Source organism: Bacillus sp. FSL K6-2839, from assembly GCF_038003365.1.
Classification (GTDB): Bacteria; Bacillota; Bacilli; order Bacillales; family Bacillaceae; genus Bacillus.
The window spans coordinates 885,400-911,787 of record NZ_JBBOOZ010000002.1; the positions used below are offsets into that span (position 1 = coordinate 885,400).

Consider the following 26,388-nt stretch of genomic DNA (forward strand, 5'->3'; position numbering starts at 1 on the left):
CTTTTTTTCTCTATTATATCGGAGAAATGAGAAGGATGGTTAGAAGAATCATATTGTTTGTCAGAAAGTTTTTTTACAAGTAACCTGAAATTGAAATTCATACAAATCTAGTAGACAATAGAGAGATCATAATAAGAGAAAGTAGGACATGCTGATGAACGTAAAAGAGTATATGACGTATGATGCGGCTGGCTTGGCAGCACTTGTACGGAATAAGCAGGTAACGCCAGACGAGCTTGTACAGGCTGCATTTGCTAGATTGAATGAGGTCAATCCTGAACTAAATGCGGTGATTCAGACAAGACAAGATCAAGTATTAAAAGAAATCAAGACATTACATACGAATCAGCCGTTTGCGGGCGTTCCATTTGTACTGAAAAATATATCGCAGGGGATGGAAAATGAACCGCTGACAGCAGGTGCTGCATTGTTAAAGGATGTAAAGGCAAAAACGGACTCCCACTTTGTCCATCGATTGAAGCAGGCTGGATTTCTCATGATGGGGCATACAAACACACCAGAATTCGGTTTAAGGAATGTAACAGAACCTTCTTTACATGGTCCAACGAGGAACCCTTGGAATCCTGACTATTCCCCTGGCGGTTCAAGCGGCGGGACGGCAGCAGCTGTTGCAAGCGGCATCGTACCGGCTGGTGGAGCAAGTGATGGCGGTGGTTCCATTCGGATTCCAGCATCCTTTACAGGTTTGTTCGGTCTCAAGCCAACGAGAGGAAGAACGCCGGTAGGACCAGGCGCAGGAAGGCAGTGGCAAGGGGCTTCCATTGATTTTACACTCACAAAAACAGTTCGGGACAGTGCAGCTCTTCTTGATCTGCTTCAAGTCATTCAGCCTGAAGCGGCTTTCCAAACGCCGTTATACGACGGCAGCTATCAAGAAGATCTAGTGAAACGTACATCTTCTATGCGAATTGCTTACAGTATAGAATCTCCAGTAGGTACGAAGGTTAGTGAGGAAGCGAAGCAGGCGGTTCAGCAAACAGTGAAATGGCTGAGTGATCAAGGGCACCAAGTAGAAGAAGCGAAGCCGGCAATTGACGGGATCCATCTGATGCAGCAATACTACGTCATGAACAGCGGAGAAATGTCTGCATTATTCACGTCCTTGGCTCGTTCATTAGGACGTCCAGTCAATCCGGAGGAAACGGACATCGTCGCATGGGTGCTGGCGGAGGCTGGCAAGAATGTGACCGCTGCTGCTTATACAGAAAGTCTTGATGCGTGGGATATGGCGGCTGCACAAATGGCATCATTTCATCAAACGTACGATCTCTTTGTGACACCCGCTACTGCCTATTCAGCTCCAAAGGTTGGTGAGCTGATGCATTCGAAAGAGGAAATCACTGAACTTTTACGTGTGTCATCCCTCTCAATGCAAGCGCAGCAGGATCTTATTTATGACATGTTCTTAAAGAGTCTGACCTACACACCATTTACACAGCTTGCCAACTTAACGGGTCAGCCTTCTATGAGTGTTCCTGTTCATCTCACTGAAGCGGGCATGCCTTTAGGGGTACAGGTGACAGCACCAAAGGGAAAAGAGGACTGGCTGCTTCGGCTTGCAGCAGAAATGGAGACATCCTCGATTTGGAAAGGAACAAATCAAATCATACGTTGAAACACATTTGTCTATGGAGGGAAAGGAGTGTCACACGTGAGTACGAAGGATAGAATTATTCAAACGGCTGCACTTCTTTTACGCAAACAGGGGTATCATGCGACAGGATTGAATCAAATCATTAGAGAGAGCGGCACGCCTAAAGGATCTCTTTATTATTACTTTCCAAACGGAAAAGAAGAGCTGGCCATAGCAGCCGTTGAATATATTAGTCAAAAGGTCATCGATCGAATTGAAGAAAGCTTTGCCTATTCGGATGACCCTTATATCGCCATTGAAAGTTTTATGACAAACATCATTCGGGGATTTATGGAGCAAGAAAGTGAAAGAGGGATTCCGATTGTCTTGCTGGCGGCAGAATCCAAGCCAGAACATACGCAGCTTCATGCTGCATGCAAACAAGAAATGATCCGCTGGCAAGAGCTTGTGAAAGAAAAGCTAATGAACAGCGGATATGAAGAAAACAAAGCGGATGAGCTGGCTTCTCTCCTTCATTCAATGGTGATTGGGGGTCTATCGATGACCACAGCACTCAAACAAACGACCCCGTTAGAACACGTAAAGTGTTACCTTAGACACTTATTTATGCGAGAAGAGTAAAATCTCTCGCATATTGTCTATCTATTATATCAATTGGTCTATATAATAAAGATAGTCAATTAGTCATGAGGAGTGATGGGATGTCGGAGCAACCGCAATCAATCAAGCAATCCGAAGATACCTATTTTTATACCGTGTCTGGTTCAGGGAAGCTGTATGGGCTTGAAAATCAGCTTGTTCATGTGCTGGCAGAAGCAAATCAAACGAATCAGCTGTTTGAGCTTGTCTTAATCACAGGTGGGAAAGGGGCTTATTTTCCACTTCATTGTCATGAGCACTTATTTGAAACCATTTTCGTGCTGGAAGGAAAGCTTGAAGTGATACTGGACGGTAAAAAATATATGGTCACAGCCTTCGATTATATTCATATCCCGCCTAAAACGATTCATGGCTACAGAATGCATAGTCACAAAACAAGGTTTATTTCATATACGTTGGGCGGACAAATGACAGATGTGTATCAGCAAATTGGGAAGAGGCTTCAGCAGAACGAATGGCTGATGACTGATCATGCTTTCGTTGCAGCCAGCTTTGAACAAGCTGAAAAAGAAAGCGATCTCATATTGATGCATGGTATCCGGCAGCTATCAAATACAACCAAGCCCTCCGTTTTATTTCATAGTCAGCTCCCTCAGGCGGTGCAGCCCTATGTATTAGAGGCTGGTGAAGGGAAGCAATATATCGTGGATGGTCAGCTTCATGAGCTGATCGCAACAACAGAAACAACTGGAGGCGGGTTCAGTCATTTTGTGATTGAAGGCGCGAAGGGAAAGTATTTTCCTCCGCATTATCATCAAGTACATACAGAAGCACTCTATTGCGTTGAAGGAAAAATGAACCTTCAATTGAACGGAGAGGATATTTGCCTGATGCCGGGTGATTTTGCCTATATACCGCCGGATACGATTCATTCTTATGAATTCGTTTCCCATTCTAATAAATTTTTGCTTTTACTGCTCCCTGGAAAGATTGAGCAGTTGTATGAGCAGTTTGAAGAATCACAAAGCCCGAGTATATGTCCTTATTTTATTCAAGAAGGGAACTTGATGATCGATCGAGAGACTTCATCTCAATATGATTTGGTTTTTGTCGAAAAAGGATAAATATGTAACGCGTTACACATGATTGAATAAGCGCCTGTCGAACCTATCGACGGGCCTTTCTTATTTTTTGGCTCCTCCTTATAAATCTCTCATTTGATGAATGAACCATTCATTCAAGGTGAAGCTATGTACAGATGATTTTCGCTAAAGGAGGAAATGCATGTGAGAGCTGTTACTTATCAAGGAAAAAATAGCATTGCTGTGAAGAAAGTAGATGCGCCATCTATTCAAGATCGGGAAGATGTGATCATACGAATTACATCAACAGCAATTTGTGGATCTGATTTACATTTGTATCAGGGGAACTTCCCGCTTCCAATCGGCTATGTGATTGGGCATGAGCCAATGGGGATTGTGGAGGAAGTTGGACCGGATGTCACGGCAGTAAAAAAGGGAGATCGTGTCGTTATTCCATTTACCGTTGCATGTGGTCAATGCCAATATTGTCATCATCACTTAGAAAGCCAATGCGACAACTCAAACCCGCACTACGATTCGGGTGGGCTTTTTGGATATAGTGAGAAATATGGGAATTATCCTGGAGGACAGGCAGAGTATTTACGCGTGCCTTTTGGAAATTACACCCCGTTTAAGATCCCAGATGATTGTGAGCTGGAGGATGAACAATTACTGTTCTTATCGGATGTTCTTCCAACTGCCTATTGGAGCGTGGAGCACGCAGGTGTGAAAAAAGGTGATACGGTCATTGTGTTAGGCTGTGGACCTGTTGGGTTAATGGCGCAGCAATTTGCATGGCAAAAAGGGGCAGAACGTGTGATTGCGGTCGATTACATTGATTACCGTCTGCGACATGCAAAACGGATGAGCGGCGTAGAAGTATTTGATTTTACAGAAGATCCCGACATGGGAGAAACGTTAAAGGAGCTCACCAAGGGTGGAGCCGATGTTGTGATTGATTGTGTGGGAATGGACGGGAAGAAGTCACCGCTTGAAAAAATTGAGCAGAAACTCAAGCTGCAAGGCGGAACGATTGGACCCATTCAAATTGCCACAAAAGCCGTCCGCAAATGTGGGACAGTGCAGATGACTGGTGTGTACGGCGGCCTATACAATATGTTCCCATTAGGTGCCTTTTTCGCAAGAAACGTCACCCTGAAAATGGGACAGGCTCCGGCGAGAGGCTACATGTCAAAGCTCTATCAAAAAGTGACAACCGGTGAAATTGATCCTAGAGCGATCATCACACATCAATTGCCATTAGATGATGCCGCTCATGCGTATCACATATTTAATGAAAAAAAGGATGATTGTATAAAGGTCATCTTAAAGCCATAAAAAAAGGCTTAGTAGTATTCCTAAGCCTTTAATGTGTGCTCGTCCATCATTTTTTCGATTAATTCAAAAAATGTTCTTTTATCTTCTTCTGAAAGATGGTTGAACAGCTGATTGACAAGCAGCTGGCGGTTGTCGATCATTTGTTTTGCGATTTGTTCACCTGATTCAGAGAGTGTAATCCATACAGTACGGCGGTCATTATTATTTCGAGAGCGGATAATCAGCCCTTCATCTTCTAAGTGATTGAGAGCGGTTGTTGTTGCAGAGGGAGATAATGAAACTTCCTGCAGAATATTTTTCACAGTACATGTTTGATGGCGATAAATGATGCGTAAAATAAACCCTTTCACATTCGTGACGTTTTTCGGGATGTTCTCTTCATCTATTTGCTTCGTCGCCTTTAAATACTTTGTCAGCGCATGGTCTAATAAACTTGCCTCTAGCTCGAAATGTTGCATTCTCCATACCTCTTTTCCTATTGCGTTCGCATTTTCCGATCAATTACTAGGTCTATCTTATCATAATAGTTATCATCATTTAAACCAAAATGGAAGACGGCTATAAAATTACCTATATTATCAATTAATATAAAGAACAATTCCAAAATGAAATGATTTTACTTTCAGCTGGTTTTATTTTAGAATGTGAATGAGATAAAATCTGCCAACCCCATTCACTGGAAATTGGCTATTGTAAATCAAACGTTTGGAGATGAAGATATTGAATACTTTACAGGCATTACTTAACGACAGAATGGAACGCTCTTCACAAATTGAAGCGGTAACTGGCGGGGGTGTGTCTTATACATTTGAAGAATATGCAAAACGCATTGACCAGCTCGCTCATTACTTATATCAAAAGGGGATTCGAAAAGGAGACCGCGTTTGCTTTATTTGTCAAAACCATCATCACTTTTCAACGATTATGCTGGCAGCCATCAAAGCAGGTGCAGTCGCAGTTCCGCTTAGCTGGCAGCTTACTTCTTTTGAGCTGGAAGGTATTTTGAAAAAAGCAGAGCCAAAGGCTTTATTTTTTGACCGTGAATTCCGTGACATCATTGCGGCAGTGAATGTGTCTTTAGAAGATTGTCTGATGGTGGAATCCGGTGCCAATGCGAAAACAACCCAGCTGTTTGAAGACATTTTGGCTTCAAATGATGGAAGTCATCTTGCTGATGAGGTATCAGAAGAGGATTTAGCGATGATTTTATTCACTTCTGGAACAACGGGCAATCCAAAGGGCTGTATGGTCGGGCATGGACGAATTTATCAATTTTTAACAAGACATGGGAATCGAGGATTTGATCTGAAAGGAAAACGGTACTTGGCGAGTCATCCGCTGTATCATATGAGTTCAATTAATCATCTGATCGCAGCTGCGATTGAAGGGTATACGCTTGTCTTCTTACATGATGCAACACCGAAACGCATTTTAGAAACGATTGAGAAAGAAAGAATTACGTTCATGATGGCTTTCCCATCAGCTTACACGTACATGCTAGAAGAAATGAAACGCGGTTCGTACGATCTCTCATCTTTTGAAATTGCGATTTCTGGCGGTACGAAGGTGCCGGTACGCTTAATTAAAGATTACAAAGAAGCAGGCATTCAGATGATGCATGGCTATGGAAGTACGGAAGCATGGATTGTCAGTGCGTGGCATCCAGCGATGGGTGAGGATAAAATGGGCTCTGCCGGTAAAGTGGATGCGGATGTAGATGTGAAAATCGTGCATCCTGAGACAGAGGAGACATTGCCAGCAGGAGAAATTGGCGAAGTCGTCATGAGAAGTCCATTTTATTTCCTAGGCTACTATCATCAGCCTGACGCTACTGAGAAGGTGCTGAAAGATGGCTGGTTCCATATGGGGGATGCAGGCTATCTAGATGAAGACGGTTTTCTTTTCATTACTGGCAGATACAAAGATGTGATTCTGTACGGCGGGGATAATATCTATCCTGACCAAGTAGAAGAGGTCATTGATCAAATTCCAGGTGTGATTGAATCAGCTGTCATCGGGGTACCAGACGAATTATATGGTGAAGTGCCAAGTGCGTATATCGTAAAAGACGATTCCGTCGATTTTTGCGAAGAAGATGTGGTGAACTATTGCCAGGAACGTTTGGCAGATTACAAAGTGCCCTCCATTCATTTCACACAGGAGCTGCCAAAAAACAAGCTTGGTAAAATCATGAAGAAAGATTTACGTGAATTGGTTGTGAATGCGTAGTACCTATTCTGCTATAATGAAATTTGAATGATTTTTTGTTTTTCTAACGTTTTGGAGGGAAAGGGTTTGCGACATATTCTTCGTAAGAAACACATTCACGATTTGTTAGAACAGAGCAGGCAGCAAAAGGTAAAGAGAACGCTGGGCGGGCTCGATCTCACGCTCCTTGGTATAGGGGCTGTGATCGGCACGGGGGTCATGGTGTTAACCGGAATTACAGCGGCTAAGGATGCAGGACCGGCTGTCATTTTCTCCTTTGCCATTGCAGCGATTGTGTGCAGTTTGGCAGCACTTTGCTATGCAGAAATGGCTTCAGCGCTGCCTGTATTCGGCAGTGCGTACATTTATTCATATACAACGATGGGAGAGCTTGTCGGTCATCTGATGGGATGGACTTTATTGTCCGTTTATATGCTGACTGCTTCAGCTGTCGCCAGTGGCTGGTCGAGTTATTTCAACAGCTTGCTTGAGGGGTTTGGAATTTCGATCCCCCATCAATTTTTAGCGGGACCAGAACAAGGCGGATACATGAATCTGCCAGCCATTATCATTGCTTTACTGATTGCGTGGATCTTATCTAGAGGAACGAAGGAAAGTAAAAAATTCAATAATATCATGGTGTTTGTGAAACTTGGTATTATTGTTCTTTTCATTGTAGTAGGCGGGTTTTATGTACAGCCAGCTAATTGGCAGCCGTTCATGCCGTTTGGTGCAGAAGGCGTCATTGCCGGTGCTGCTGCTGTGTTTTTTGCCTTTTTAGGATTTGATGCGATTTCTGCTTCTGCGGAAGAGGTAAAAAATCCGCAGCGGAACCTGCCGATTGGCATTATCGGCTCATTACTCATTTGCACGATCATTTACATTGTCGTTTGTTTGATCATGACAGGTATGGTGCACTATACAAAACTGAATGTCACAGAGGCTATGTCCTATGTGCTGCAAAGTGTACATCAAAATAGCGTAGCCGGTATTATTTCTGTCGGTGCGGTCATTGGATTGATGGCTGTGATTTTCGCCAATAATTATGCAGCAACTAGAATTGCTTATGCGATGGGACGAGACGGACTTTTGCCTAAAGTATTTTCGAAAACAAACAAAAGTGATACGCCTGTTGCAAGCATATGGATGATTGGCGGAATGACAGCTGTTATTTCAGGGTTTATTGATTTAAAGGACCTGTCCAACTTAGCGAATATCGGTGCTTTATTGACGTTTGCGATGGTGAGTTTATCTGTGCTCATTTTGAGAAAGACACATCAACAGCTTGAGAGGGGATTCCGGGTTCCATTTGTGCCGGTCTTGCCGATTATCTCAATGGGCTGCTGCTTGTTCCTTATGCTCAACTTACCAGGCCGGACGTGGCTTTACTTTGGTGTTTGGCTGTTAATCGGTGTCGTCATGTACGCAGCGTATTCAAATAAACATAGTGAATTAGCGAAAGCTTCATGAGAAAAAGGTGCAAATCCGTTGACGATTTGTGCCTTTTTTCATACGATTTGGGATAAGCTATAAAAGAGAAGATGGACGGAACAAGAGGAGGATGAAGGGTATGATTAGCGTTAGTCCTTATATTGTGGTAGACGATGTGAAGGAATCTCTTCAATATTATCAAGGAATTTTTGGCGGAGATATTCATATTTTAAATGAACATCAAGACCGTGTGCTGCATGCGGAACTGCACCTTGGAGAATCGCTGCTCCACTTTTCAGATACGTTTGGCCGCACACCAAAGCCCGAGAATCTCAGATTGATTATGCAGTTTGACAATGAAGAAGAACTAAAGGCAGTATATGAAGCGCTAGAAGCTGACGGAGATGTACTGGTCGAATTACAGGATACGTTCTTTGGTGCACTTCACGGACAAGTACAGGACCGCAAAAATGGGTTGATATGGGTGCTGAATTATATGAAATAGATGAAGACAAAGAGCTAAATAAAGATCATGCAATGATATAAAAATAAAAAATGATTGTGGACACAGCAACCTCAAAAAACAATTCCCTTATATTTACCTTAAATCTATTGGATATCCAATTAATGTAATATAATATATAATTTGTTATTCAATTGAATTTCTAATAAACTATAAGGAGTATTGGACTTGATCAAAAAAATAATTTCCACACTACTAGCACTATCTGTATTTACTTTTGTTTTACAAGCACCAGCAAAGGCAACAGAAAACGAAAATATTGTGATTAACCCAAATGATTTAGTATCCTCTGAAGGAGAAATAAATCATGATCAAATTGCAGAAACAAAATTTGCAATTCCGATTCCTTTCTTCTTTATTCCAGGATTAGGACAAGTCGCAGTATTAGCAACTGGGGCTGTCATTGTAGGTTGTATGATATTTTCTTCAAACTCTTGGGAAGCTCAAGTTGTTAAACATCACAAAATGACAGCAAATGAATTCATCTCAAAAAACAGAAAAGGAAAAATAAGAGGTGAATTTCCAACAGAATATCTAAATAAAACCATTGATCAAATTAATAAAGATGCAAAAAAGGGTATCAAAAAAGCAAGAACAGCTAAAAAACTTTTAACTGATCACAGATTTAAAAAGAAAAAATAATTAAAAGGTGATAAATCTATGTATGATCTCTTTTCAGCAAAATTATTGTTTGAATCCATACCGTCTCCCAAAGTTAGACCTGATAAGATATTTGAAGAAAGAATCGTATTAATCAAAGCAAAAGATCAAGATGAAGTTAAAAAAATTATAGAAAAAAGTTTTCCAGAAGAAACATTTGGAAATGGGGATTACGGACAAACAACAAAAAAATTAGTAGCAATCCTAGATATATTTGAACTTGTAGACAATTTAGAAGAAGAACCACTTCACTTAAGTGAAGTGTATTGTCGTTATCTTTCATTTGATGAAGAAATATCTCCAAAAGAAGCAATAGAAAAATATTCTCTAGATAAATAAAAATCGTAAAAAAAGCAGACTGATTAGAGTCTGCTTTTTTAGTTATTTAGTCATTTAGCACAAATACATATCTTCTCTGTTTCTTTCGCAAAAAGCACCAATTCGCTGTTCAAGGATCCTTGGTCAAAATTCTAAGACCTTCACTATTGTGAAGGTTTTTTTGGGAGTGTTTTTATTTTCTGAAAAATGTAAAATATGCTATGTTGGAAGAATAAAAGAACAAGGAGAAGGGTGGCAAAGGGATGGAGCAAATTGAATTTCAATCGATCCAAACAAATGGTGTAACACTTCACACAGCAATGGCTGGACCTGAGGATGGCCCGCTGCTTGTACTGCTGCACGGGTTTCCTGAGTTCTGGTACGGCTGGAAGAACCAAATCATGCCCCTCGCTGAGGCAGGCTATCGTGTCGTCGTTCCTGATCAAAGGGGCTACCATCTAAGTGATAAGCCAGAAGGAATCGAATCCTACGTATTAGATCAACTGAGAGATGATATCGTAGGGCTGATTAAGACGCTTAGTCCGAATCAAAAGGCGATTGTGGGAGGTCATGATTGGGGAGGAGCTGTTGCTTGGCATTTGGCATCCACACGTTCTCAATATGTAGAGAAATTAATCATTGTCAACATGCCGCATCCGCGGGTCATGATGAAGGTTCTTCCGTTTTATCCCCCGCAGTGGAAGAAGAGCTCCTATATCGCTTTCTTTCAGCTTCCGAATGTGCCAGAGGCAGCACTTCAGGAAAATCACTTTCAAAAGCTGGATGAAGCCATTGGATTGACTGCAAGACCACATTTGTTCACGAAGGAAGATGTATTAAGCTACAAGCTGGCTTGGACGCAGCCAGGTGCCATGACCTCAATGCTGAATTGGTACCGCGCCATCAAAAAGGGCGGCTTTGAAAAGCCGATATCAAAACGCATTTTAGTACCTGTTCGCATGATCTGGGGGATGGAGGACAAGTTTTTAAGCAGAAAGCTGGCGAAGGAAACGATGAAGATTTGCCCAAATGGTCAGCTGATTTTTGTCGATGATGCTTCTCATTGGATCAATCATGAAAAGCCAGAAGTGGTGAACAAACTCATACTCGAATTTTTGAACTAAAGAAAAAAGCTCTGATCAGAGGACCAGAGCTTTTTTTATTTATCCGATTTGATTCTTTTTCAACGAAGCAGGTTCGTCGTCCCAGCATTCAATTTTCTCATTGTTTGGAACGGCATTTTTATAGAAGACAGGGTCCTTGCCTTCTTTTTTCTGTCTCGTATAATCCTTCAATGCTGCAAAGGCGACCTTAGACAGCATGGTAATGGCGATGAGGTTGACGATGACCATGAGTCCCATGAAGAGATCGGCTAGACCCCAAACGAGAGGAACAGTTGCAACTGCACCGAAAAGAACCATTCCAATAACGGCAATTCGATAGATGTTAAGCCAAATTTTGTTGGCACCAAGGAATTCAATGTTCGTTTCACCATAGTAATAGTTACCGATCAATGTACTAAAGGCGAATAGGAAAATCATGATAGCAAGGAATCCAGAGGCCCATGGCCCAATGTGCTGACTGAGTGAAGCCTGTGTTAATTCAATTCCTTGCAGGTTCGTTGTTTTGTACGCATCAGAGAATAGGACAAGGAAGGCTGTGCTCGTACAAATAATTAACGTATCTGTTAATACGCCAAATGCCTGGATTAACCCTTGTTTTACAGGGTGACTTGTCACGGCTGTTGCTGCTGCGTTAGGTGCACTACCCATACCAGCCTCATTCGAGAAGAGACCGCGTTTAATCCCTTGTAATAATGCCCCGCCTAGTGTTCCGCCAGCGAACTGTTCAAACCCGAAGGCATGTTTCACAATCGTACTGATGACACCAGGAAGTTCAGTGATATTTGTCACAATAACAAAGAATGCAATTCCGATATAAGCTAGAGCCAGTACAACGACAATGTATTCAGAAGCTTTTGCAATGGCTTGGATTCCCTTGAAAATGATTGCTGCAAAAATAACAGCCATTACAATACCGACTGTTAAACGGTCTAATCCAAAGGAGTTTTCAAAAGCGACGGTGATCGTATTTGATTGAACCGCATTAAAGACGATTCCAAAAGAAATTGTAATTAGGATCGCAAATAAAATTCCCATCCAGCGCTTGTTTAACCCTTTTTCCATGTAATAAGCAGGTCCACCGCGGAATCCTGTTTTATCTTTCACTTTATACACTTGGGCTAATGTACTTTCAACAAAGCTTGAGGCAGAACCGATAATGGCTACGATCCACATCCAAAAAATTGCCCCAGGTCCACCAATTGCAATGGCGATAGCAATCCCTGTGATATTCCCTGTTCCTACACGTGCCGCCATACTGATGGCAAATGCTTGGAACGGTGATATCCCCTCTTTTTCTTTTCTTCCTTCTTTCAGGACACGCACCATTTCTTTAATCATTCTCACTTGCAGGAAGCGAGTTCTATATGTGAAGTAGACCCCTACTCCAAGTAACAGAGCAATCACAATATAAGTCCAAATAAAATCATTTGTATTTGTTAAATAAGATAGCAAAGCTTTTTCGTTCATAACATCACCTCTTCGAATTCATGACTGTTCATTTTAAAAAATACTGAGATCCCACTCTTTGGCGAGCTTTTTCAGCATCATGACACCGGTAATACTATTTCCGCAATCGTCAATGGCGGGACCATAAATACCGATTCCGCAGCCTGTCTGAAATGGGAATTCTCTTCTTGCGCTTGGCGGAACGCAAGCCATAATTCCTCCAGACACACCACTTTTGGCTGGAACGCCTACGAAAGCAGCAAAATTACCAGATGCATTATACATGCCGCATGTCAGCATCAATGCCTTTGTTAGTCTTGCGATATCCTTTGGTATGACTTGGACCTGTTTAAAGGGATGGTAGCCATCACTTGAAATAATCAGTCCAATCAAGGCGATGTCCTCTGTTGTGACCTCGATGGAACATTGCTTTAAATACACTTCTAATGTCTCTTCGACATCTGATTCTAAGTAATTGGTTTCTTTTAAGTAATAAGCAAGAGCACGGTTGCGGTGCGCAGTTGCCCATTCTGATTGATAAACCTCTTCATTAACAGATGGACGCTTTCCTATTAAGTTTTCGATTAAATCGAAAATATATGCTAGCTTTTCTGTAGAAGTCTTTCCGGGAAGGATGGAGGATACGGTAATAGCTCCAGCATTAATCATTGGATTAAAGGGCTTCCCCGGTTTATGCATCTCAAGGCGGTAGATGGAATTAAATGCATCACCAGTTGGCTCTACATCTACCCGGTCCAAGACGTATGGTACGCCTCTTCCTAAACAGGCAGCTATAAAGCTGATGACTTTTGAGATACTTTGTAGGGTAAAGGGAACGTCCCAATCACCGTAACGTACAGATGATCCATCTGAGCCTATCACGCTGATACCAAGTTGAGAGGAATTCACTTTTCCGAGTGCTGGAATGTAGCCAGCATTCTGCCCGTTTTTGTAATACGGACGTATTTCTTCTGCCCATTGATCAACAGAAGACTGGCATGCGTGTTGTGTATTATTAGAAATTGCTGTTTTCATACGATTCCTCCAATCAAAAATCAAAAAGTACCCTATTGAATTGGCGGATGACAAAAAATGCGATCAAATAGGCACGAAAACATGTTACACATCTTCAAAGAACTTGTCATGCGCTGCTTGTACCACTCCTTTACACCTAAATATATGTTGAAATGAAGGCTTTGGCGGCGAAAAAACAAAAAGGGTTTTTAGTGAAAATTCAGAAAACGCTTACATATAGTTTCACTAAAATTGTTCATTCAATTTATCTTGGAAACTACACAATCTGACGAAAATCTACAGAAAAACTTACAAATAAAAATCTGTTTGTCGATCATTGTCTAAACAATTCCCATTATTGTAGACAATCACGAAAACGCTGAATAGCTGAAAGGTCACCATGCCGCCTCGGAGAATAGTTATAAAAAAGGATTTTGGGGATAGAAGGATTCGTAAAAATTATTTTATTGTACATTGTGAAGAAAAGAGTCTCCTTGTATACTGTGGCTATGCAAACAGGGGAAGGGATGTCAGTCATTTGAGTTTAAACCAGCTTGTTAAAAAAGACGCATTCATTTTAATTTTTATGGTAGTTATTGTGCCGCTTGCAGGAGAACTGAAGTTTTATCCTGTGAATGAGACGTTCCGGATCAGCTTTGGGGCACCTGCGTTTTTCTTTTGTTTATTACTCTTAAGGAAATCTAGACCATTCTTGCCTGGGTTTTTAACAGGCGCAGCCATTGTGCTTTTTCGAGTAGGCTTAGATCTGATTCAGCATAATGCTGATCTCGCTGCATCATTTTATCAGCAATTCCCAAGTTTCTTCTTCTATTTTACATATGCTTTCCTGTTTTTTGCCGTCCGTACGGGACGTTTTAAACAGCGCTCTATTTTTATTGGGATCATTGGTCTCATGATCGAATTAGTAGCTGATTTTGTTGAGCTGTTTGTACAATTTTTAGTGTTTGATACGACGATGACATTATCAAAGCTGAGTGATATGTTTCTCATTGCGTTTGCTCACAGCTTTGTGGTGATCAGCTTTTTTAATATGATGAAGCTGTACGAGGCACAATCAAGAGAGAAGCAGATCATGAAACAAAATGAGCATATGATGATGGTCATTTCAAATTTATATGAAGAAACGGTTCATTTAAAGAAAACGTTAAAACATACAGAGCATATTACGCAAGAATCATACAGACTTTATCGTCTGCTGCATGAACACGAAGCAGGCAAGAAAGTGAGTCAGGAGCTGTTGAAGCTCGCAGGAGAAATCCATGAAGTGAAAAAGGACAATCAGCGTATTTATGCTGGTCTTTCGAAGCTAATTTCTAAGGAAAATATGCAAGACTATATGAAGGCTGAAGAGCTAGTTCAGATTGTCATCCGCATTCAAGAGAAATATGCGTTATCTCTAGGAAAAAACATCTCTTTTACATCTGATATAAGGGGCATTCATTTGCATGATTACCATGTGTTCATTTTCTTATCGCTGATTAATAATTTAATGGCAAATGCGGTTGAAGCCATAAAGGATACTGGAATGATCTCACTCGTATTAAAAGGAAGTCATGATAAAATAGAGATTCGGATTGAAGATGATGGCCCGGGGATTCCTGAAAAAATGAGAGAAATTGTATTTGATCCAGGCTATACTTCTAAATTTGATGCATATGGAACACCATCAACTGGGATTGGATTATCCTATGTGAAAGAGCTGGTTAAAGAGCTTGGCGGTCAAATTAAAATCGAACAAAGAGAAACAAAGGGAACAGCTTTTCAGCTAATCCTTCCTATACAAAATTTAATACAGAGAGGGTGAGTGTATGCGGTTTTTCATTGCAGATGATGATCGTGCAATACGCTCGATTTTAGGACAAATCATTGAGGATGAAGATTTGGGAGAGGTCGTGGATGAAGCCGATGACGGAGTTGGATTAGAAGCCCATTCATTGAACCTAAAAAAAATAGACATCCTTCTGATTGACCTTTTAATGCCTGCTAGAGACGGCATTCAAACGATTCGTCATATTCACCCTGAATTCAAAGGTAAAATCATGATGATTTCCCAAGTAGAGGCGAAAGAGATGATGGCAGAAGCCTATGAATTAGGGATCGAATATTATATTCATAAACCTGTCAATCGAATTGAGATCGTCAGTGTGATTCGAAAAGTCATGGAGCGGATCAAGCTGGAGAAATCGATATATGATATTCAAGCTTCCCTTCGCCATGTGCTGCCGTTAGAGCCTGTAATTTCTCATGATACGACGGGCGCTGGGTCGAAGAAAAGGACGATGAAAGAGGCAGGGGAATTCCTCTTATCCGAACTAGGAATTGTCGGAGAGAGCGGTTCTAAGGATTTACTAGAGATCCTGATCTACTTACATGAAACACAGTCAGCCAATTCTCATGAGGTCAATTTCCCGCCGCTAAAGCAACTCTTTATCAAAACAGCGGAGAGGAAGCTGGATGATGGGGCAACCGATGTCGAAGTGATGAGAGAAGTGAAAGCAGCAGAGCAGCGGATTAGACGCGCTATTCATCATTCCTTGAATCATTTTGCTTCACTAGGATTAACAGATTTCTCGAATCCTAAGTTTGAGCACTATGCGTCGAAGTTTTTTGACTTTACCGATGTCAGCCAAAGAATGAAAGAAATGCAGAAGACCTCTTCATCCGCAGGATCGACAGGCAGAGTCAATACGAAGAAGTTTGTTCAAATCTTTTATTTTGAAGCAAAGCAGTTATTTGAAGGAATGAGCTGAAGAAAATCTGTTGGAATGATTGGAGAAAATAAACAGAAAAAGACTGCTATTCCTATGATCTGTCGTGATCTTCATGTATCTTTGTTATTTAACTGATCATTCTGATTTTTCTTTTTTCTTGAAAATAAAACTCTCCTGTGCAATCGTTTGTTAAAATAGTGAGGTTAGACTAGAATGTCGGAGGTTTTATTTTGGGAAAAATTAAACGAAATGCGCTCTGCCCATGCGGAAGCGGAAAAAAATATAAACATTGCTGTGGTCAAAAGTCAGGCGGAGAACAAACGTCTGAGCTTGTGTTTAAGGAAGCTGTACAAGTTCAAAAGGATTTAATGAATTATGCTTTCTCTAAGCATCAGAGAGCCATTAATCAATTCATTAATGAGTTTTCTTTCCTTGCAGATATGGATAAAGAAACGCAACAAATTTCAGTTTTCCATTTAAGTGTATGGGGCATTTTCTTCCGTCCATTAACGGATCAGAAAGAAACCATCTTCCAAGAATTCCTGACAAAGAAAGCAGAGGATATTACCCGTCCGAAAACAAAACAAGTGGTTCAATCATGGACAGACATGGAACCATCTTTGCTTTTATTAAATGAAAAAACGGACGAGTCTCTTTACTTTGAGAATATGGTGACAGCTGAGAAGGTTGAAGTAGATGTAAAACCGGATCAAACAGTCTTGCCTGAAAAAGGAAGTATCGTGCTTGGATTCCCTGTTCAATTTGAAGAAAAAGCAGAGTTTTTCATTCAATATACGATGTTTGCAAAAGAGTTTACAGATACGCTTCTTCTTCAAGTTCGTCAGCTTGTTGAAGCATATGAGGCAAATGGAGGAACGCGCAGCACATTTATGAGAGAATCATTCCCTGACGTGCTGAAGTGCATGTTTGCGAAGCAAGAAGTAGAAGAATCAGAAACATCTGCTCAAACAGAAGGCGATACAGGTCTAACAGCAGATCGCATGGACTGGGCAAGTGATGTTCAGCTGGAAACAGCTAAGCTGATTGAAGACGGAATGAAGGAACACGGGGACCAAAGCCTGACTGATGGCGCTTTAACTGTGTGGAAAGCCTATTGTGATCAGAAATCACCTGTGATCCGTAAAGCAGCATCATTTGCTGCGGGAATCGAATATTACATTCATTCACTTGCAAGCGATGCCCCGCTTTCTCAAGCGCAAATAGCGAAAAAGTATGGCATTAGTGCGTCTACTGTATCGAGCCGTTTTAAAGATATTGAAAAAGCGGTGAAAGAAGAGCAAGAGGCGACTGTATAACATTAAAAAAAGACGCGGCACCTTCATGGGCCAGCGTCTTTTTTTAGTTCATAATTATCTCGTTTTAATAAACCCGCTCATGTACTGCGATGTATTATAATCGTTGAGGTCAATTTTCCACTGACCATCCCCATTACGTTTCATTTTCACTTCGTATTCAGCTGGGCTGGAGACTGGGGGAAGCTTCTCGAATTCAGACGCGTACATGTCTAAGCTTTTCTTATACAATTCTTCTTTAGAGCGGATCTTGCCGTTGTAAAACTCGTCTCTTTGCTTGTCTAGCTTGTCTTTTAAGTTAGAAGCATCAATGCCTGTTACTTGAGCGACAACCTTCGCCTCGTCATCAGAGATGGTTTTCACACTTGTTTCTACTTTGGCTTTATCCTTCATGGTGTTTTGAATGCGTTTATACATAGACAGAATATCACGGTCACTTACTTCATTTCCGTACATGCCGGCACTTCTTTTGAAGTCTTTCACAAACATGTCGTGGTATTTATTGACGACATCCGATTGGTTGTCACCTGTTAAATCGGCAAATTGATCGTTCTTTTTGTCAAAGACAATCATATCGGTATAAGCGGATAGCGCCTTTGCAGGGTTATCCAGCTTTTTCGCTGTATCAAGTATTTTGTTTCCATCTAGGTTGATTTCGATCGAATCACTGTTTTTCTTGATGCTGTCTTGGTACACGAACTGATATTTTTTCCCTTTGTCTACTAGGAAATAAAGAGCACCTGATTGTGATTTGCCTTTGTTCAATGAACCGAGGTCAAGGCGGTCTTTACTGCCGTAAAATTTTAAATCAGATACTTTGGCATCGTCCTGATAAAGGGAGAAGTCAGAGCTATATAATGAAAGAGCTTTGTCACCTTTGTTTGTAATCGTCAAGTTGACTTTTAGCACCAATTCATTGTCTCTTAGCGTAGTTGTTGAGTCTTCTGGTAACGTATATTCGTAGCTATTGACTTTTACCTCTGCTGTTTTTGTTGATTTTTGATCAGCGTTGCTTGATTTGGCTGAGCTCTGGCAGGCTGCAGAGATGATCATCACGAATGAAATCATGAGGAGTGCACTTATTTTTTTTAGATTCACAGTTGATGCTCCTTTGCTTTTCTTTCGTCATTTCATTCCCGCTATCTGACTATGAAAAAAGAAACAGATAGGATGGTATATTCGGGTGTTACAGGGGAAAATCTCCTTATGACGATTTGCACTTTTCATTCTATCGAAATTCGATCATGATGAGGAATAGGTTTTATTCCCTATCTTTGAAAGAAATTTACACAAACATCTTTAATAAAAGGAATTTTGTAAGTCTAATATACTAGTTAATAAGAATTAATTTATAGATTTATCATGGGTTTTAAATGTTTTTTAGGTAAAAATCTTGAAGTGAATGTGTTAATGCTTTCAGAGAGATGACTATACGTCCCTTCATTTTTTCAGCGTCTACCTGCTATGTTAATTTTCAGAGAGCAGGATACTTGAATGTTGAAAAGGATTCATGGGAAAATAAGGATGATTAAGCGGATAAGGGAGATGAGCTTTTGAAAAAGGTAACGCTTGGACGAACTGATTTACAGGTGAATCCGATAGGGCTTGGTACGAATGCGGTAGGTGGACATAATTTGTTCCCGAACCTGAGTGAAGATGCCGGACGGGAGCTTGTGGAGACGGCTCTTGATCAAGGTGTCAATTTCTTAGATTCTGCTTTTATTTATGGGCTGGGCCGTTCAGAGGAATTGATCGGTGAGATCATTGCCAAAAGAGGCGGCAGAGAAAACCTTGTCCTTGCGACAAAGGGGGCTCATAAAGAAGTAAACGGACAAATTGAACTGGATAACAGCCGGGACTTTTTAAGAGAGCAGGTCGAAAATAGCCTGAAACGACTGCAAACAGATTATATTGATTTATACTATATGCATTTCCCAGACGGCCGGACGCCGCTGGAAGAAGTAGCAGGCACATTAAAGGAATTGAAGGATGAAGGAAAAATCAGGGCAATTGGTGCATCAAACCTTGATTTTGAACAGCTTCAAGCCTTTAATCGAGATGGCTACTTAGACGTGCTTCAGTCGGAGTATTCTCTGCTGAAACGTGAGGCAGAGCAGGATCTTCTCCCATACTGTGTCGAGCATCGTATTTCCTTTATTCCTTATTTCCCATTGGCGTCAGGCCTGTTGACTGGGAAATTTACGAAGGATGCGACATTTGATGATATTCGAGCAAAAGACCCGCTTTTCCAAGGTGAGGCGTTCCTTCAAAACCTCGAAAAAGTGGACAAGCTGAAGGCAATTGCACAATCAAAGAACGCTGAAACGGCACACGTCGCACTGGCTTGGCTTTTAGCGCAGGACGGCATCGATGCCATCATTCCAGGTGCAAAACGAGCTGAGCAAGTTCTGCAAAACTTAAAAACAAACGATGTTCAATTAACAAAAGAGGAAATCAATCAAATTGACCACATTTTCTCTTAATAAAAAAAAGGTGCCTAGCTGCACCTTTTTTTTATGACATCGTGAGGGGGATTTTGATGACGAGCCGCAAATTTGGAGAACGGTAAGTGAAATCAAGTGTACCGTCTGCCTTTTCAACAAGCTGATGAATGATATACGTCCCCATTCCTTGATGATCGCCGCCTTTTGTCGAGCGCCCATAGGTTTTGAACAAATGGTCTAACACGTGTTTTTCCATTCCTTTTGTGCTGTTCTCACAATGGATTAAAAAGAGTCCGCTCCGAATAGAGGTCGTGATTGAGATGCTTCCCTCGTTCCCGGCTTGCTTCGCTTCAATCGCCGCATCTAGGGCATTATCAAGCAGGTTGCCAGTAAAACTAACCTGATCCGCCTTAGAAAACGGAAGCGATGAAAAAGGTGCTTGAAGGTCTAGTGAAAGGGCAATGTCCTCTTTTTCAGCCCGCTCAAAAAAGGGGTGCAAGGTTGAGGCCAAATAAGCATTTTCTCCTTTAATCCATGGGAAATGTTTCACGTATTGCTGAATCAAATCCTTGATCTCATGTTCGTCGTTCGACGCGGAAAAGGCATTTAAATGTCTAGCTGTTTCATGATGTTTACTGCGCAGCTCAAGCAGCAATTCATTGGTTCTTGATTCTGCGTTGATCAGCTCTTGAAGCCGTCCATTTAACCGTCTCTCCGTCTGCATCATCTTCAATGAAAGGATATCTGCTGTCATGATGATCATAAAAGCCAAAAGAGAGCTCAGCCCATTTCCTTGCGTCAGAAAAAGGGAAAGACCTGCACAGGTGAAGAGCACAAAAGCGCCCAGCATCACATAATCACTCACATGAGGCAAAAACCTTTTGTATATGAAGAATGTATAAAGACAAATCACACAAAAGGTGAGGAGCCACAGCACCCCAGATGATAGCGGCAGAAAAGCTTCAACAGCTGCGTGAAATGCAAGACCTAGCCATATGAGAGCATACATGCGGAATCCAAGATAGAAATCGTTCACGTTCGTTCTCCTTAAAAATAGTATTTCTTAAAGTATTCTAATTGCTGCTTGGTCATCATGGCTTTTTTATCCGTACCTTCAAAAGACACGATAAACGAATTTTTGGCATACGCCGAGAAGTTCTTGATGTAATGAATATTGATGATAAACGATCGGTGGGAGCGGATAAAATCTTTTTCAGCCAGATCGCCCTTTAACTCGTTTAATGTCTGATATGTCTGGATATCTCCTGTTGTTGTGACAATGGTGGTTGACCGGCCTGTTCGCTCAACAAAAATGACATCCTTCTTTTGCAGCACGTGAATATCTGACTGCTGCTTAATGAGAAGCCGTCCATGAATGCTTTTCTCCTGCTTGGTGGACATGTAGCGCTCTAAGGATTTGGCAATTCGATCGGCTTGGTAGGGCTTCATAATATAATCATGAACATTTAAATCAAACGCATGGACCGCATATCCGCTGTTTCCTGTCACAAATACAACATCGACATTCAGTGCATGAGAGTGAATGAGATCCGCTAATTCATAACCGGACATTCCGGGCATTTCAATGTCTGCGAACAACAGATCAATGTCTCCCTGTTTGACCTTCTTATATGCATCCTCTGCTGACTGCGTGACAAAGACAATGTCTACAGCCTCCATTCTGCCCACAATGGCATGCAGCTTTTCTAAATCTATTCGGTAATCATCAACGAGACCTACTTTTATCATAAAAATCACCTGTGACTCTTCTTATTATTTGTCTATTTTACCATTTGTTTTTTTAAAATAGATCATTTCAAGACAGAAAAAGGACGTTTCGCGACATTTTTATGTCAGGGAAGCGTTATTTTTTCTATCATAGACTTAGAAAGTTGAAAGGGGCGAACCAAATGATTACTCTCAGCGATTGCAGCTGCTGGTTTAAAGATAAGAAAAAAGTCGTGAAAGCAATGAAACACATGACGTTCTCCGTGAAGGAAGGGGAAGTCGTTGGCATCCTAGGAGAAAATGGTGCAGGAAAAACCACATTATTGCGCGCCGTAGCCACATTATTAGAGCCTACGCACGGAACAGTCACTGTCGCAGGCTTTGATACGGTGAAAGAATCAACGGAAGTGAAAAAGCGAATTGGTGTTTTGTTTGGCGGTGAGACAGGGCTTTACGATCGTTTGACGGCACGAGAAAATCTTGAATACTTTGGCAAATTATATGGCTTAGACCAGCATGAAATCAAAGCAAGAATAGAGGATCTGGCAAAGCGTTTTGGGATGAGACAATATATGGATCGCAAGGTGAAAGGATTCTCAAGAGGAATGAAACAAAAGGTGGCAATTTCCAGAACCTTGATTCATGATCCTGACATTATCTTATTTGATGAGCCGACAACAGGCTTGGATATCACATCAAGTAATATTTTCAGAGACTTTATTCATCAGCTCAAGCAGCAAAATAAAACCATCCTTTTTTCAAGCCACATCATGGAAGAAGTCAGCCAGCTTTGTGACAGTGTCATGATGATTCATCAAGGAGAGCTTGTGTACAAAGGGACACTTCCAGAATTATATACACAGGAACAAAGTGATGACTTGAACTATATCTTTATGTCGAAGCTCGCTAGGGGGATTTCATAATGTGGAAAACCGTATTTTTAAAAGAAATGACAGATGCACTCAGGGACCGAAAAACTTTACTCTTAACAGTGCTGATTCCTCTTTTGACGATGCTTGGACTGGTGTTCTTTTATGAAAGCATGATTGCAGATCCAGGGGATGAAACCTATACGGTCGCAGTGAATGAAAAGCTTCCAACCGAAATGAATCAAATGATCAAAGAGGTCAAAAACCTCACGCTTGAAACATTTGATGACCCGCAGCAAGCTGTCAAAGAAGGGAAGGCGAATGCTTACCTGGAAATGCCGAAAGAGGCTGACGACATGCTTCAGCATCAAAAATCATTTGCGATTAAAATTCATGGGTACACAACAGATGATGATTCGGTCATCGCGGTTCAAATGCTGCAATCCTTACTGGAGCAGTATCAAAACCAAATCGTAGAAAAGCGTTTAGCCGCTGATCAAATCAATACATCTGTTATTCATCCATTTCAGGTGCAGGCCGTTGATGTAGAAGAAGGCGATGAAGGGGAAAATGGAATGACCGCTATGCTTTTGTCGATTCTCCTTCCGATGATTTTGGTGACCTCCGTTATCTCAGGAGCTTTGCCAGCTGCGCTTGATATTGTAGCGGGTGAAAAAGACCGGAAATCCATTGAAGCGTTGTTCCTGACACCTGCCAGCAGACTTCATATTCTCATAGGAAAATGGCTTGCTGTCTCCATGTTCGGGATTTTAAGTGGAATTGTGGCGATCGGCATGCTGCTTTTATCCACGCTGCTCTTTACAGAAAAGCTAAAACAAGCACTGAACTTTGGTGATCAAATGTGGAGCATTATCGCCGTCATGTTTGCGGCGCTTATCATCTTCTCATTCATGGTATCGATGATTGAACTGCTACTCAGTGTCGTTTCAAGCTCAGTGAAAGAAGCGCAATCGTACATGTCCATGATCATTACATTAGGTGTGATCCCAATGTTCTTTACCATGAGAGCAGGTGCTACGCAGCTAGATACGTACTACTTTGCTGTCCCATTCCTTAATATTCATGCATTGTGTAAGCAATTGATGTTTGGCATCATCGATCCGATGTCCATCACTCTGACACTCGGCTCCTCAGCCCTCGCAGTCGTCATCTTGTTTGTCATCGTGAGAAGCTTGTTTATGAAAGAGAAATGGATGCTTGCGAAATAAAGAAAGTAAAACTTGTAGATTATTCTACAAGTTTTTTTATATCCAGAGATTCATATAAAAGAGGTTCACGATCGGGTTAAAGAAAGGGCATAATAGAAGAGAACTTACATTATTATCCTAATTTGATTAAAGAGGTGATTGGTGTATGTCTTATCAAACAGATAACGATGATGTGCTAGAGTTATGTAATATATATGCTCAACAAACACACCATTTTGAAGCGTTTATTTTGGGGAACAGGAAAGGGTTATTGGAATTAAGAAAAGCAATAGATGAAGCGTTAGAAACGGGCAGTTCCGTTGCACATTTATATCCATCCGATTATGAAGGATATGAAACGTATATTGCTTTAGTAGACGACGAACAAAAGTTTGAGAAATTAATGGATCCTTATGTAGAGGAATACGCACAAGAGGAGGATGCTGTTGATCCGGTTGAGGTGATAAAAGAGTATGAAGCGGCAAAAGAAAATCCTTCGTAATAGACCGTATCTTACTTTCTTGGCTGTAATTAGGAATTAAATATAGGGATCAAACGAAAAACGATAAGAAAAACCCCCGAATCGGGGGTTTTTCATTAGTTCTTGATGAATTTTTCAACTAATGAGCTTGTTTTGTAATCGTTCAAATCAAGTTTCCATTGGTCGATGTCATTTTTCTTCATGTTGACTTCTACTGTTTCTTCAGAAGATGAAGGTCCTAATTTTTTGAACTCTTCTGGGTAGATCGAGAGTAAATATTTTTGTGCTTCATCATAAGACGCTGTACGGTTTTTACTGTAGAACTCAGTCGCCTTTTCTTTTAAACGATCGACAAGCGGGCTTGCATCAATTGGTGTAAGGGTCACAGTCACAACGGCTTTATCACCACTGATGGCTTTTGTTTTTGTTGATACTTTTGATTTTTCAGCTAATGTTTCTTTCACAGCTTTTAGAAGCTTATCAAGGTTTTCGTCCTTCGCTGAGCTAGAAGAAATACCTGATGACGTAATGTAGCCTTGTTTGAATGATTTATCAAATTCGTTGATAACGGTTGATTTGTTATCACCTGTTAGTTTTTCGAACTCGTCGTTATTCTTACCAAAAATCATCACATCAATATAAGAAGAAAGGGCTTTTGCAGATGCTTGAAGTGTATCTGCTTTTTTCATTAAGTCTTTCCCTTTAATATCGAACTCTAGTGTTTTGTCATCTTTTTTAGAACCACTGCCTGGCTCTGTGTACACAAGCTGATAGTCTTTGTCTTTGTCAACAACATAGAAAAGACCGCCTTTTAATACTTTGTCTGCATTTAGAGAGCTTGAAGATAATACTTCGTTGTAGTCATCTGGAGAGATCGTAGACACCTGTGCATCATCTTGGTAAAGCGTGAAGTTGCTTTTATCAACATTTAGAGGCTCTTTGCTGATATTTTTTACAGATACGTTCACTTTTAGTACATACTGATCATCCTGTACAGATGTATCGTATTGAGGTGGTAACGTGTACTCAGCGCTTTCTACCTTTACCTCTGCTGCATCAAGGGATTTTGTATCTTTTTCTTTCGCAGCTGATTTTTCTTTTCCACCACTACAAGCAGCAGCGACAACAGTTACACACAAGATCAGAAGAAACAGGGATAATTTCTTTTTAAACATGACATGTTTTCCTCCTCGGGTTTATGATGAATTTCATTGGAAAGCTTTAGTTCATATCGTTCTTTTTGCACAAAAAGAAAAATACTGTATGTTTTTTACTGTAGAATGAAGCGAAAGTACTGTCAATACTTCAGTGCGTTTCAACGGCTGCACAGCTTCAAGTAGTAAAAATGACACTAAGTTGAGAGGAGAAACTTGTAATTTATGATGTGATATCTCCTGTAAAAACTCAACATTTTATATTTTAAGGTTTTGAGTCGGATTATTGAATAGGTTCAAATGACTGTTTTTGACGAAGGTGTAGCAATTAGAAGGATTTTTATGACTTGTAAATGAGTCTATAGTAATGAATATTTTTTCCTGTTATGTGTATGATCACTTGGTTTGTGTGTTGTTGGCAGAGAGACACATGTCCAGCAAAATGTTGAGGTGTTTAGACAGGCTCTCGACACTGAATGTGTCTTTTCCCGTCAAAATGGCAGTCATCTACACAGAAAGACCACATAAAATAAAAGAGAAACGAAATGGAGGTGGATGTATGGCAGTGGTAAGAGCGACAAGCTCTGATATTGATCTAATGGCCAGACTGCTGAGAGCGGAGGCAGAAGGTGAAGGGAAGCAAGGGATGCTGCTCGTAGGAAATGTGGGCATCAACCGGTTGCGTGCCAACTGCTCTGACTTTAAAGGGCTGCGTACGATTCCACAAATGATTTATCAGGAGCATGCATTTGAAGCGGTCACGCATGGTTATTTTTATCAGCGAGCACGAGAAACGGAAAAAGCACTAGCGCGGAGGAATATTAACGGAGAACGATTTTGGCCGGCAAAATTCAGCCTTTGGTATTTTAAACCGCCTGGAAATTGTCCACCGACTTGGTACAATCAGCCGTTTGTGGCAAGGTATAAGTCGCATTGCTTTTATCAGCCAACCGGTGAAACATGTGAAAATGTCTATAACACCTTTTAGCTTGATGAACAGCACAATCCTCTTAGTTAACGATTGCAGAGGGTTGTGTTTTTCCTTTTTTCAAAATGGGTAACCATTGTGTATCAACAAGATGAAGCACGTGATTGGAGGA

Annotated in this window: 25 protein-coding genes; 18 read left to right on the forward strand and 7 right to left on the reverse strand. The window is 41.0% G+C overall.

Translation table 11 applies throughout. The features are described from left to right. Window positions 1-154: 154 nt before the first annotated feature. From MHH26_RS18710 to MHH26_RS18725, 4 genes are all read left to right on the forward strand, one after another. A complete protein-coding gene (locus MHH26_RS18710; protein WP_307500645.1) occupies window positions 155-1,636 on the forward strand; it encodes an amidase in 1,482 nt (493 codons plus the stop codon). Window positions 1,637-1,672: 36 nt separating this feature from the next. Beyond that, on the forward strand, window positions 1,673-2,236 hold the full coding sequence (locus MHH26_RS18715; RefSeq protein ID WP_307498962.1) for a TetR/AcrR family transcriptional regulator: 564 nt from the start codon (window positions 1,673-1,675) through the stop codon (window positions 2,234-2,236). Window positions 2,237-2,316: 80 nt separating this feature from the next. Next, window positions 2,317-3,339 (forward strand): quercetin 2,3-dioxygenase, encoded by a 1,023-nt coding sequence (locus MHH26_RS18720; protein WP_340974354.1) that lies wholly within the window; start codon window positions 2,317-2,319, stop codon window positions 3,337-3,339. A 162-nt stretch (window positions 3,340-3,501) separates the two neighbouring features. Beyond that, entirely contained in the window at window positions 3,502-4,635 is a 1,134-nt protein-coding gene (locus MHH26_RS18725) for a zinc-dependent alcohol dehydrogenase (RefSeq protein WP_106061707.1), read from the forward strand. Window positions 4,636-4,655: 20 nt separating this feature from the next. On the opposite strand, the gene MHH26_RS18730 is transcribed toward MHH26_RS18725, so the two are convergent. Beyond that, window positions 4,656-5,093 (reverse strand): MarR family winged helix-turn-helix transcriptional regulator, encoded by a 438-nt coding sequence (locus tag MHH26_RS18730; RefSeq protein WP_340974357.1) that lies wholly within the window; start codon window positions 5,091-5,093, stop codon window positions 4,656-4,658. A gap of 262 nt (window positions 5,094-5,355) precedes the next feature. Between MHH26_RS18730 and MHH26_RS18735 the strand changes: the two genes are divergently transcribed. The 6 genes from MHH26_RS18735 (at window position 5,356) to MHH26_RS18760 (ending at window position 10,899) form a co-directional block, all read left to right on the forward strand. After that, complete coding sequence (locus tag MHH26_RS18735) at window positions 5,356-6,864, forward strand: class I adenylate-forming enzyme family protein (RefSeq protein ID WP_106048573.1); 1,509 nt, start codon at window positions 5,356-5,358, stop codon at window positions 6,862-6,864. Between the two features lie 66 nt (window positions 6,865-6,930). Then, entirely contained in the window at window positions 6,931-8,313 is a 1,383-nt protein-coding gene (locus MHH26_RS18740) for an amino acid permease (RefSeq protein WP_034664289.1), read from the forward strand. Between the two features lie 100 nt (window positions 8,314-8,413). Beyond that, the gene (locus MHH26_RS18745; protein ID WP_334750746.1) at window positions 8,414-8,779 is read left to right on the forward strand and encodes a VOC family protein; all 366 of its coding nucleotides are present in this window, start codon (window positions 8,414-8,416) and stop codon (window positions 8,777-8,779) included. A 186-nt stretch (window positions 8,780-8,965) separates the two neighbouring features. Next, window positions 8,966-9,439, forward strand: a complete 474-nt coding sequence (locus MHH26_RS18750) for a hypothetical protein (RefSeq protein WP_340974361.1) — start codon at window positions 8,966-8,968, stop codon at window positions 9,437-9,439. A gap of 18 nt (window positions 9,440-9,457) precedes the next feature. Then, complete coding sequence (locus MHH26_RS18755; protein ID WP_034664284.1) at window positions 9,458-9,796, forward strand: DUF4288 domain-containing protein; 339 nt, start codon at window positions 9,458-9,460, stop codon at window positions 9,794-9,796. A 242-nt stretch (window positions 9,797-10,038) separates the two neighbouring features. Continuing rightward, entirely contained in the window at window positions 10,039-10,899 is an 861-nt protein-coding gene (locus MHH26_RS18760; protein ID WP_034664282.1) for an alpha/beta fold hydrolase, read from the forward strand. Window positions 10,900-10,938: 39 nt separating this feature from the next. Here MHH26_RS18760 and MHH26_RS18765 read toward each other — a convergent pair whose 3' ends face one another. Together MHH26_RS18765 and MHH26_RS18770 are read right to left on the reverse strand one after the other, a co-directional pair. Then, window positions 10,939-12,366 (reverse strand): alanine/glycine:cation symporter family protein, encoded by a 1,428-nt coding sequence (locus tag MHH26_RS18765; protein ID WP_034664280.1) that lies wholly within the window; start codon window positions 12,364-12,366, stop codon window positions 10,939-10,941. A gap of 33 nt (window positions 12,367-12,399) precedes the next feature. Further along, window positions 12,400-13,380 (reverse strand): glutaminase, encoded by a 981-nt coding sequence (locus MHH26_RS18770; RefSeq protein ID WP_307498970.1) that lies wholly within the window; start codon window positions 13,378-13,380, stop codon window positions 12,400-12,402. Window positions 13,381-13,897: 517 nt separating this feature from the next. Here MHH26_RS18770 and MHH26_RS18775 point away from each other — a divergent pair. The 3 genes from MHH26_RS18775 to MHH26_RS18785 all read left to right on the forward strand — a co-directional run bounded on the left by MHH26_RS18775 (window position 13,898) and on the right by MHH26_RS18785 (window position 17,407). Then, window positions 13,898-15,184: an ATP-binding protein gene (locus MHH26_RS18775; RefSeq protein WP_307498971.1), complete on the forward strand. Its 1,287-nt coding sequence runs from the start codon at window positions 13,898-13,900 to the stop codon at window positions 15,182-15,184. 4 nt (window positions 15,185-15,188) lie between these two features. After that, window positions 15,189-16,130 (forward strand): response regulator, encoded by a 942-nt coding sequence (locus MHH26_RS18780; protein WP_307498972.1) that lies wholly within the window; start codon window positions 15,189-15,191, stop codon window positions 16,128-16,130. Window positions 16,131-16,321: 191 nt separating this feature from the next. Further along, window positions 16,322-17,407: an SEC-C metal-binding domain-containing protein gene (locus tag MHH26_RS18785; protein WP_340974365.1), complete on the forward strand. Its 1,086-nt coding sequence runs from the start codon at window positions 16,322-16,324 to the stop codon at window positions 17,405-17,407. Window positions 17,408-17,461: 54 nt separating this feature from the next. Here MHH26_RS18785 and MHH26_RS18790 read toward each other — a convergent pair whose 3' ends face one another. Then, entirely contained in the window at window positions 17,462-18,502 is a 1,041-nt protein-coding gene (locus tag MHH26_RS18790) for a DUF4352 domain-containing protein (protein WP_307498974.1), read from the reverse strand. A gap of 455 nt (window positions 18,503-18,957) precedes the next feature. Here MHH26_RS18790 and MHH26_RS18795 point away from each other — a divergent pair, with 455 nt between their 5' ends. Then, complete coding sequence (locus tag MHH26_RS18795; RefSeq protein WP_060595468.1) at window positions 18,958-19,887, forward strand: aldo/keto reductase; 930 nt, start codon at window positions 18,958-18,960, stop codon at window positions 19,885-19,887. Window positions 19,888-19,918: 31 nt separating this feature from the next. Here MHH26_RS18795 and MHH26_RS18800 read toward each other — a convergent pair whose 3' ends face one another. Then, the gene (locus MHH26_RS18800) at window positions 19,919-20,884 is read right to left on the reverse strand and encodes a GHKL domain-containing protein (RefSeq protein ID WP_307498975.1); all 966 of its coding nucleotides are present in this window, start codon (window positions 20,882-20,884) and stop codon (window positions 19,919-19,921) included. A gap of 11 nt (window positions 20,885-20,895) precedes the next feature. Continuing rightward, a complete protein-coding gene (locus MHH26_RS18805) occupies window positions 20,896-21,597 on the reverse strand; it encodes a LytR/AlgR family response regulator transcription factor (protein ID WP_307498976.1) in 702 nt (233 codons plus the stop codon). A 161-nt stretch (window positions 21,598-21,758) separates the two neighbouring features. Here MHH26_RS18805 and MHH26_RS18810 point away from each other — a divergent pair, with 161 nt between their 5' ends. From MHH26_RS18810 to MHH26_RS18820, 3 genes are all read left to right on the forward strand, one after another. Continuing rightward, window positions 21,759-22,499, forward strand: coding sequence for an ATP-binding cassette domain-containing protein (locus MHH26_RS18810; RefSeq protein ID WP_307498977.1), 741 nt, complete (start codon window positions 21,759-21,761; stop codon window positions 22,497-22,499). Beyond that, a complete protein-coding gene (locus MHH26_RS18815; RefSeq protein WP_307498978.1) occupies window positions 22,499-23,674 on the forward strand; it encodes an ABC transporter permease in 1,176 nt (391 codons plus the stop codon). The genes MHH26_RS18810 and MHH26_RS18815 overlap by 1 nt, the downstream gene beginning before the upstream one ends. Window positions 23,675-23,819: 145 nt before the next feature. Beyond that, complete coding sequence (locus MHH26_RS18820) at window positions 23,820-24,155, forward strand: hypothetical protein (protein ID WP_307498981.1); 336 nt, start codon at window positions 23,820-23,822, stop codon at window positions 24,153-24,155. 95 nt (window positions 24,156-24,250) lie between these two features. On the opposite strand, the gene MHH26_RS18825 is transcribed toward MHH26_RS18820, so the two are convergent. Then, a complete protein-coding gene (locus tag MHH26_RS18825; protein ID WP_034664259.1) occupies window positions 24,251-25,309 on the reverse strand; it encodes a DUF4352 domain-containing protein in 1,059 nt (352 codons plus the stop codon). A 538-nt stretch (window positions 25,310-25,847) separates the two neighbouring features. Here MHH26_RS18825 and MHH26_RS18830 point away from each other — a divergent pair. Beyond that, entirely contained in the window at window positions 25,848-26,276 is a 429-nt protein-coding gene (locus MHH26_RS18830; RefSeq protein ID WP_034664257.1) for a cell wall hydrolase, read from the forward strand. The last annotated feature ends 112 nt before the right edge of the window (window positions 26,277-26,388 follow it).

Excerpts from the sequence above, each read along its gene's own strand:
- MHH26_RS18830 (WP_034664257.1), top strand. The coding sequence starts at position 25,848 with ATGGCAGTGGTAAGAGCGACAAGCTCTGATATTGATCTAATGGCCAGA.
- MHH26_RS18780 (WP_307498972.1), top strand. The coding sequence starts at position 15,189 with ATGCGGTTTTTCATTGCAGATGATGATCGTGCAATACGCTCGATTTTA.
- MHH26_RS18710 (WP_307500645.1), top strand. The coding sequence starts at position 155 with ATGAACGTAAAAGAGTATATGACGTATGATGCGGCTGGCTTGGCAGCA.
- MHH26_RS18815 (WP_307498978.1), top strand. The coding sequence starts at position 22,499 with ATGTGGAAAACCGTATTTTTAAAAGAAATGACAGATGCACTCAGGGAC.
- MHH26_RS18760 (WP_034664282.1), top strand. The coding sequence starts at position 10,039 with ATGGAGCAAATTGAATTTCAATCGATCCAAACAAATGGTGTAACACTT.
- MHH26_RS18810 (WP_307498977.1), top strand. The coding sequence starts at position 21,759 with ATGATTACTCTCAGCGATTGCAGCTGCTGGTTTAAAGATAAGAAAAAA.
- MHH26_RS18745 (WP_334750746.1), top strand. The coding sequence starts at position 8,414 with ATGATTAGCGTTAGTCCTTATATTGTGGTAGACGATGTGAAGGAATCT.
- MHH26_RS18825 (WP_034664259.1), bottom strand. The coding sequence starts at position 25,309 with ATGTTTAAAAAGAAATTATCCCTGTTTCTTCTGATCTTGTGTGTAACT.
- MHH26_RS18720 (WP_340974354.1), top strand. The coding sequence starts at position 2,317 with ATGTCGGAGCAACCGCAATCAATCAAGCAATCCGAAGATACCTATTTT.
- MHH26_RS18805 (WP_307498976.1), bottom strand. The coding sequence starts at position 21,597 with ATGATAAAAGTAGGTCTCGTTGATGATTACCGAATAGATTTAGAAAAG.
- MHH26_RS18765 (WP_034664280.1), bottom strand. The coding sequence starts at position 12,366 with ATGAACGAAAAAGCTTTGCTATCTTATTTAACAAATACAAATGATTTT.
- MHH26_RS18820 (WP_307498981.1), top strand. The coding sequence starts at position 23,820 with ATGTCTTATCAAACAGATAACGATGATGTGCTAGAGTTATGTAATATA.
- MHH26_RS18730 (WP_340974357.1), bottom strand. The coding sequence starts at position 5,093 with ATGCAACATTTCGAGCTAGAGGCAAGTTTATTAGACCATGCGCTGACA.
- MHH26_RS18755 (WP_034664284.1), top strand. The coding sequence starts at position 9,458 with ATGTATGATCTCTTTTCAGCAAAATTATTGTTTGAATCCATACCGTCT.
- MHH26_RS18770 (WP_307498970.1), bottom strand. The coding sequence starts at position 13,380 with ATGAAAACAGCAATTTCTAATAATACACAACACGCATGCCAGTCTTCT.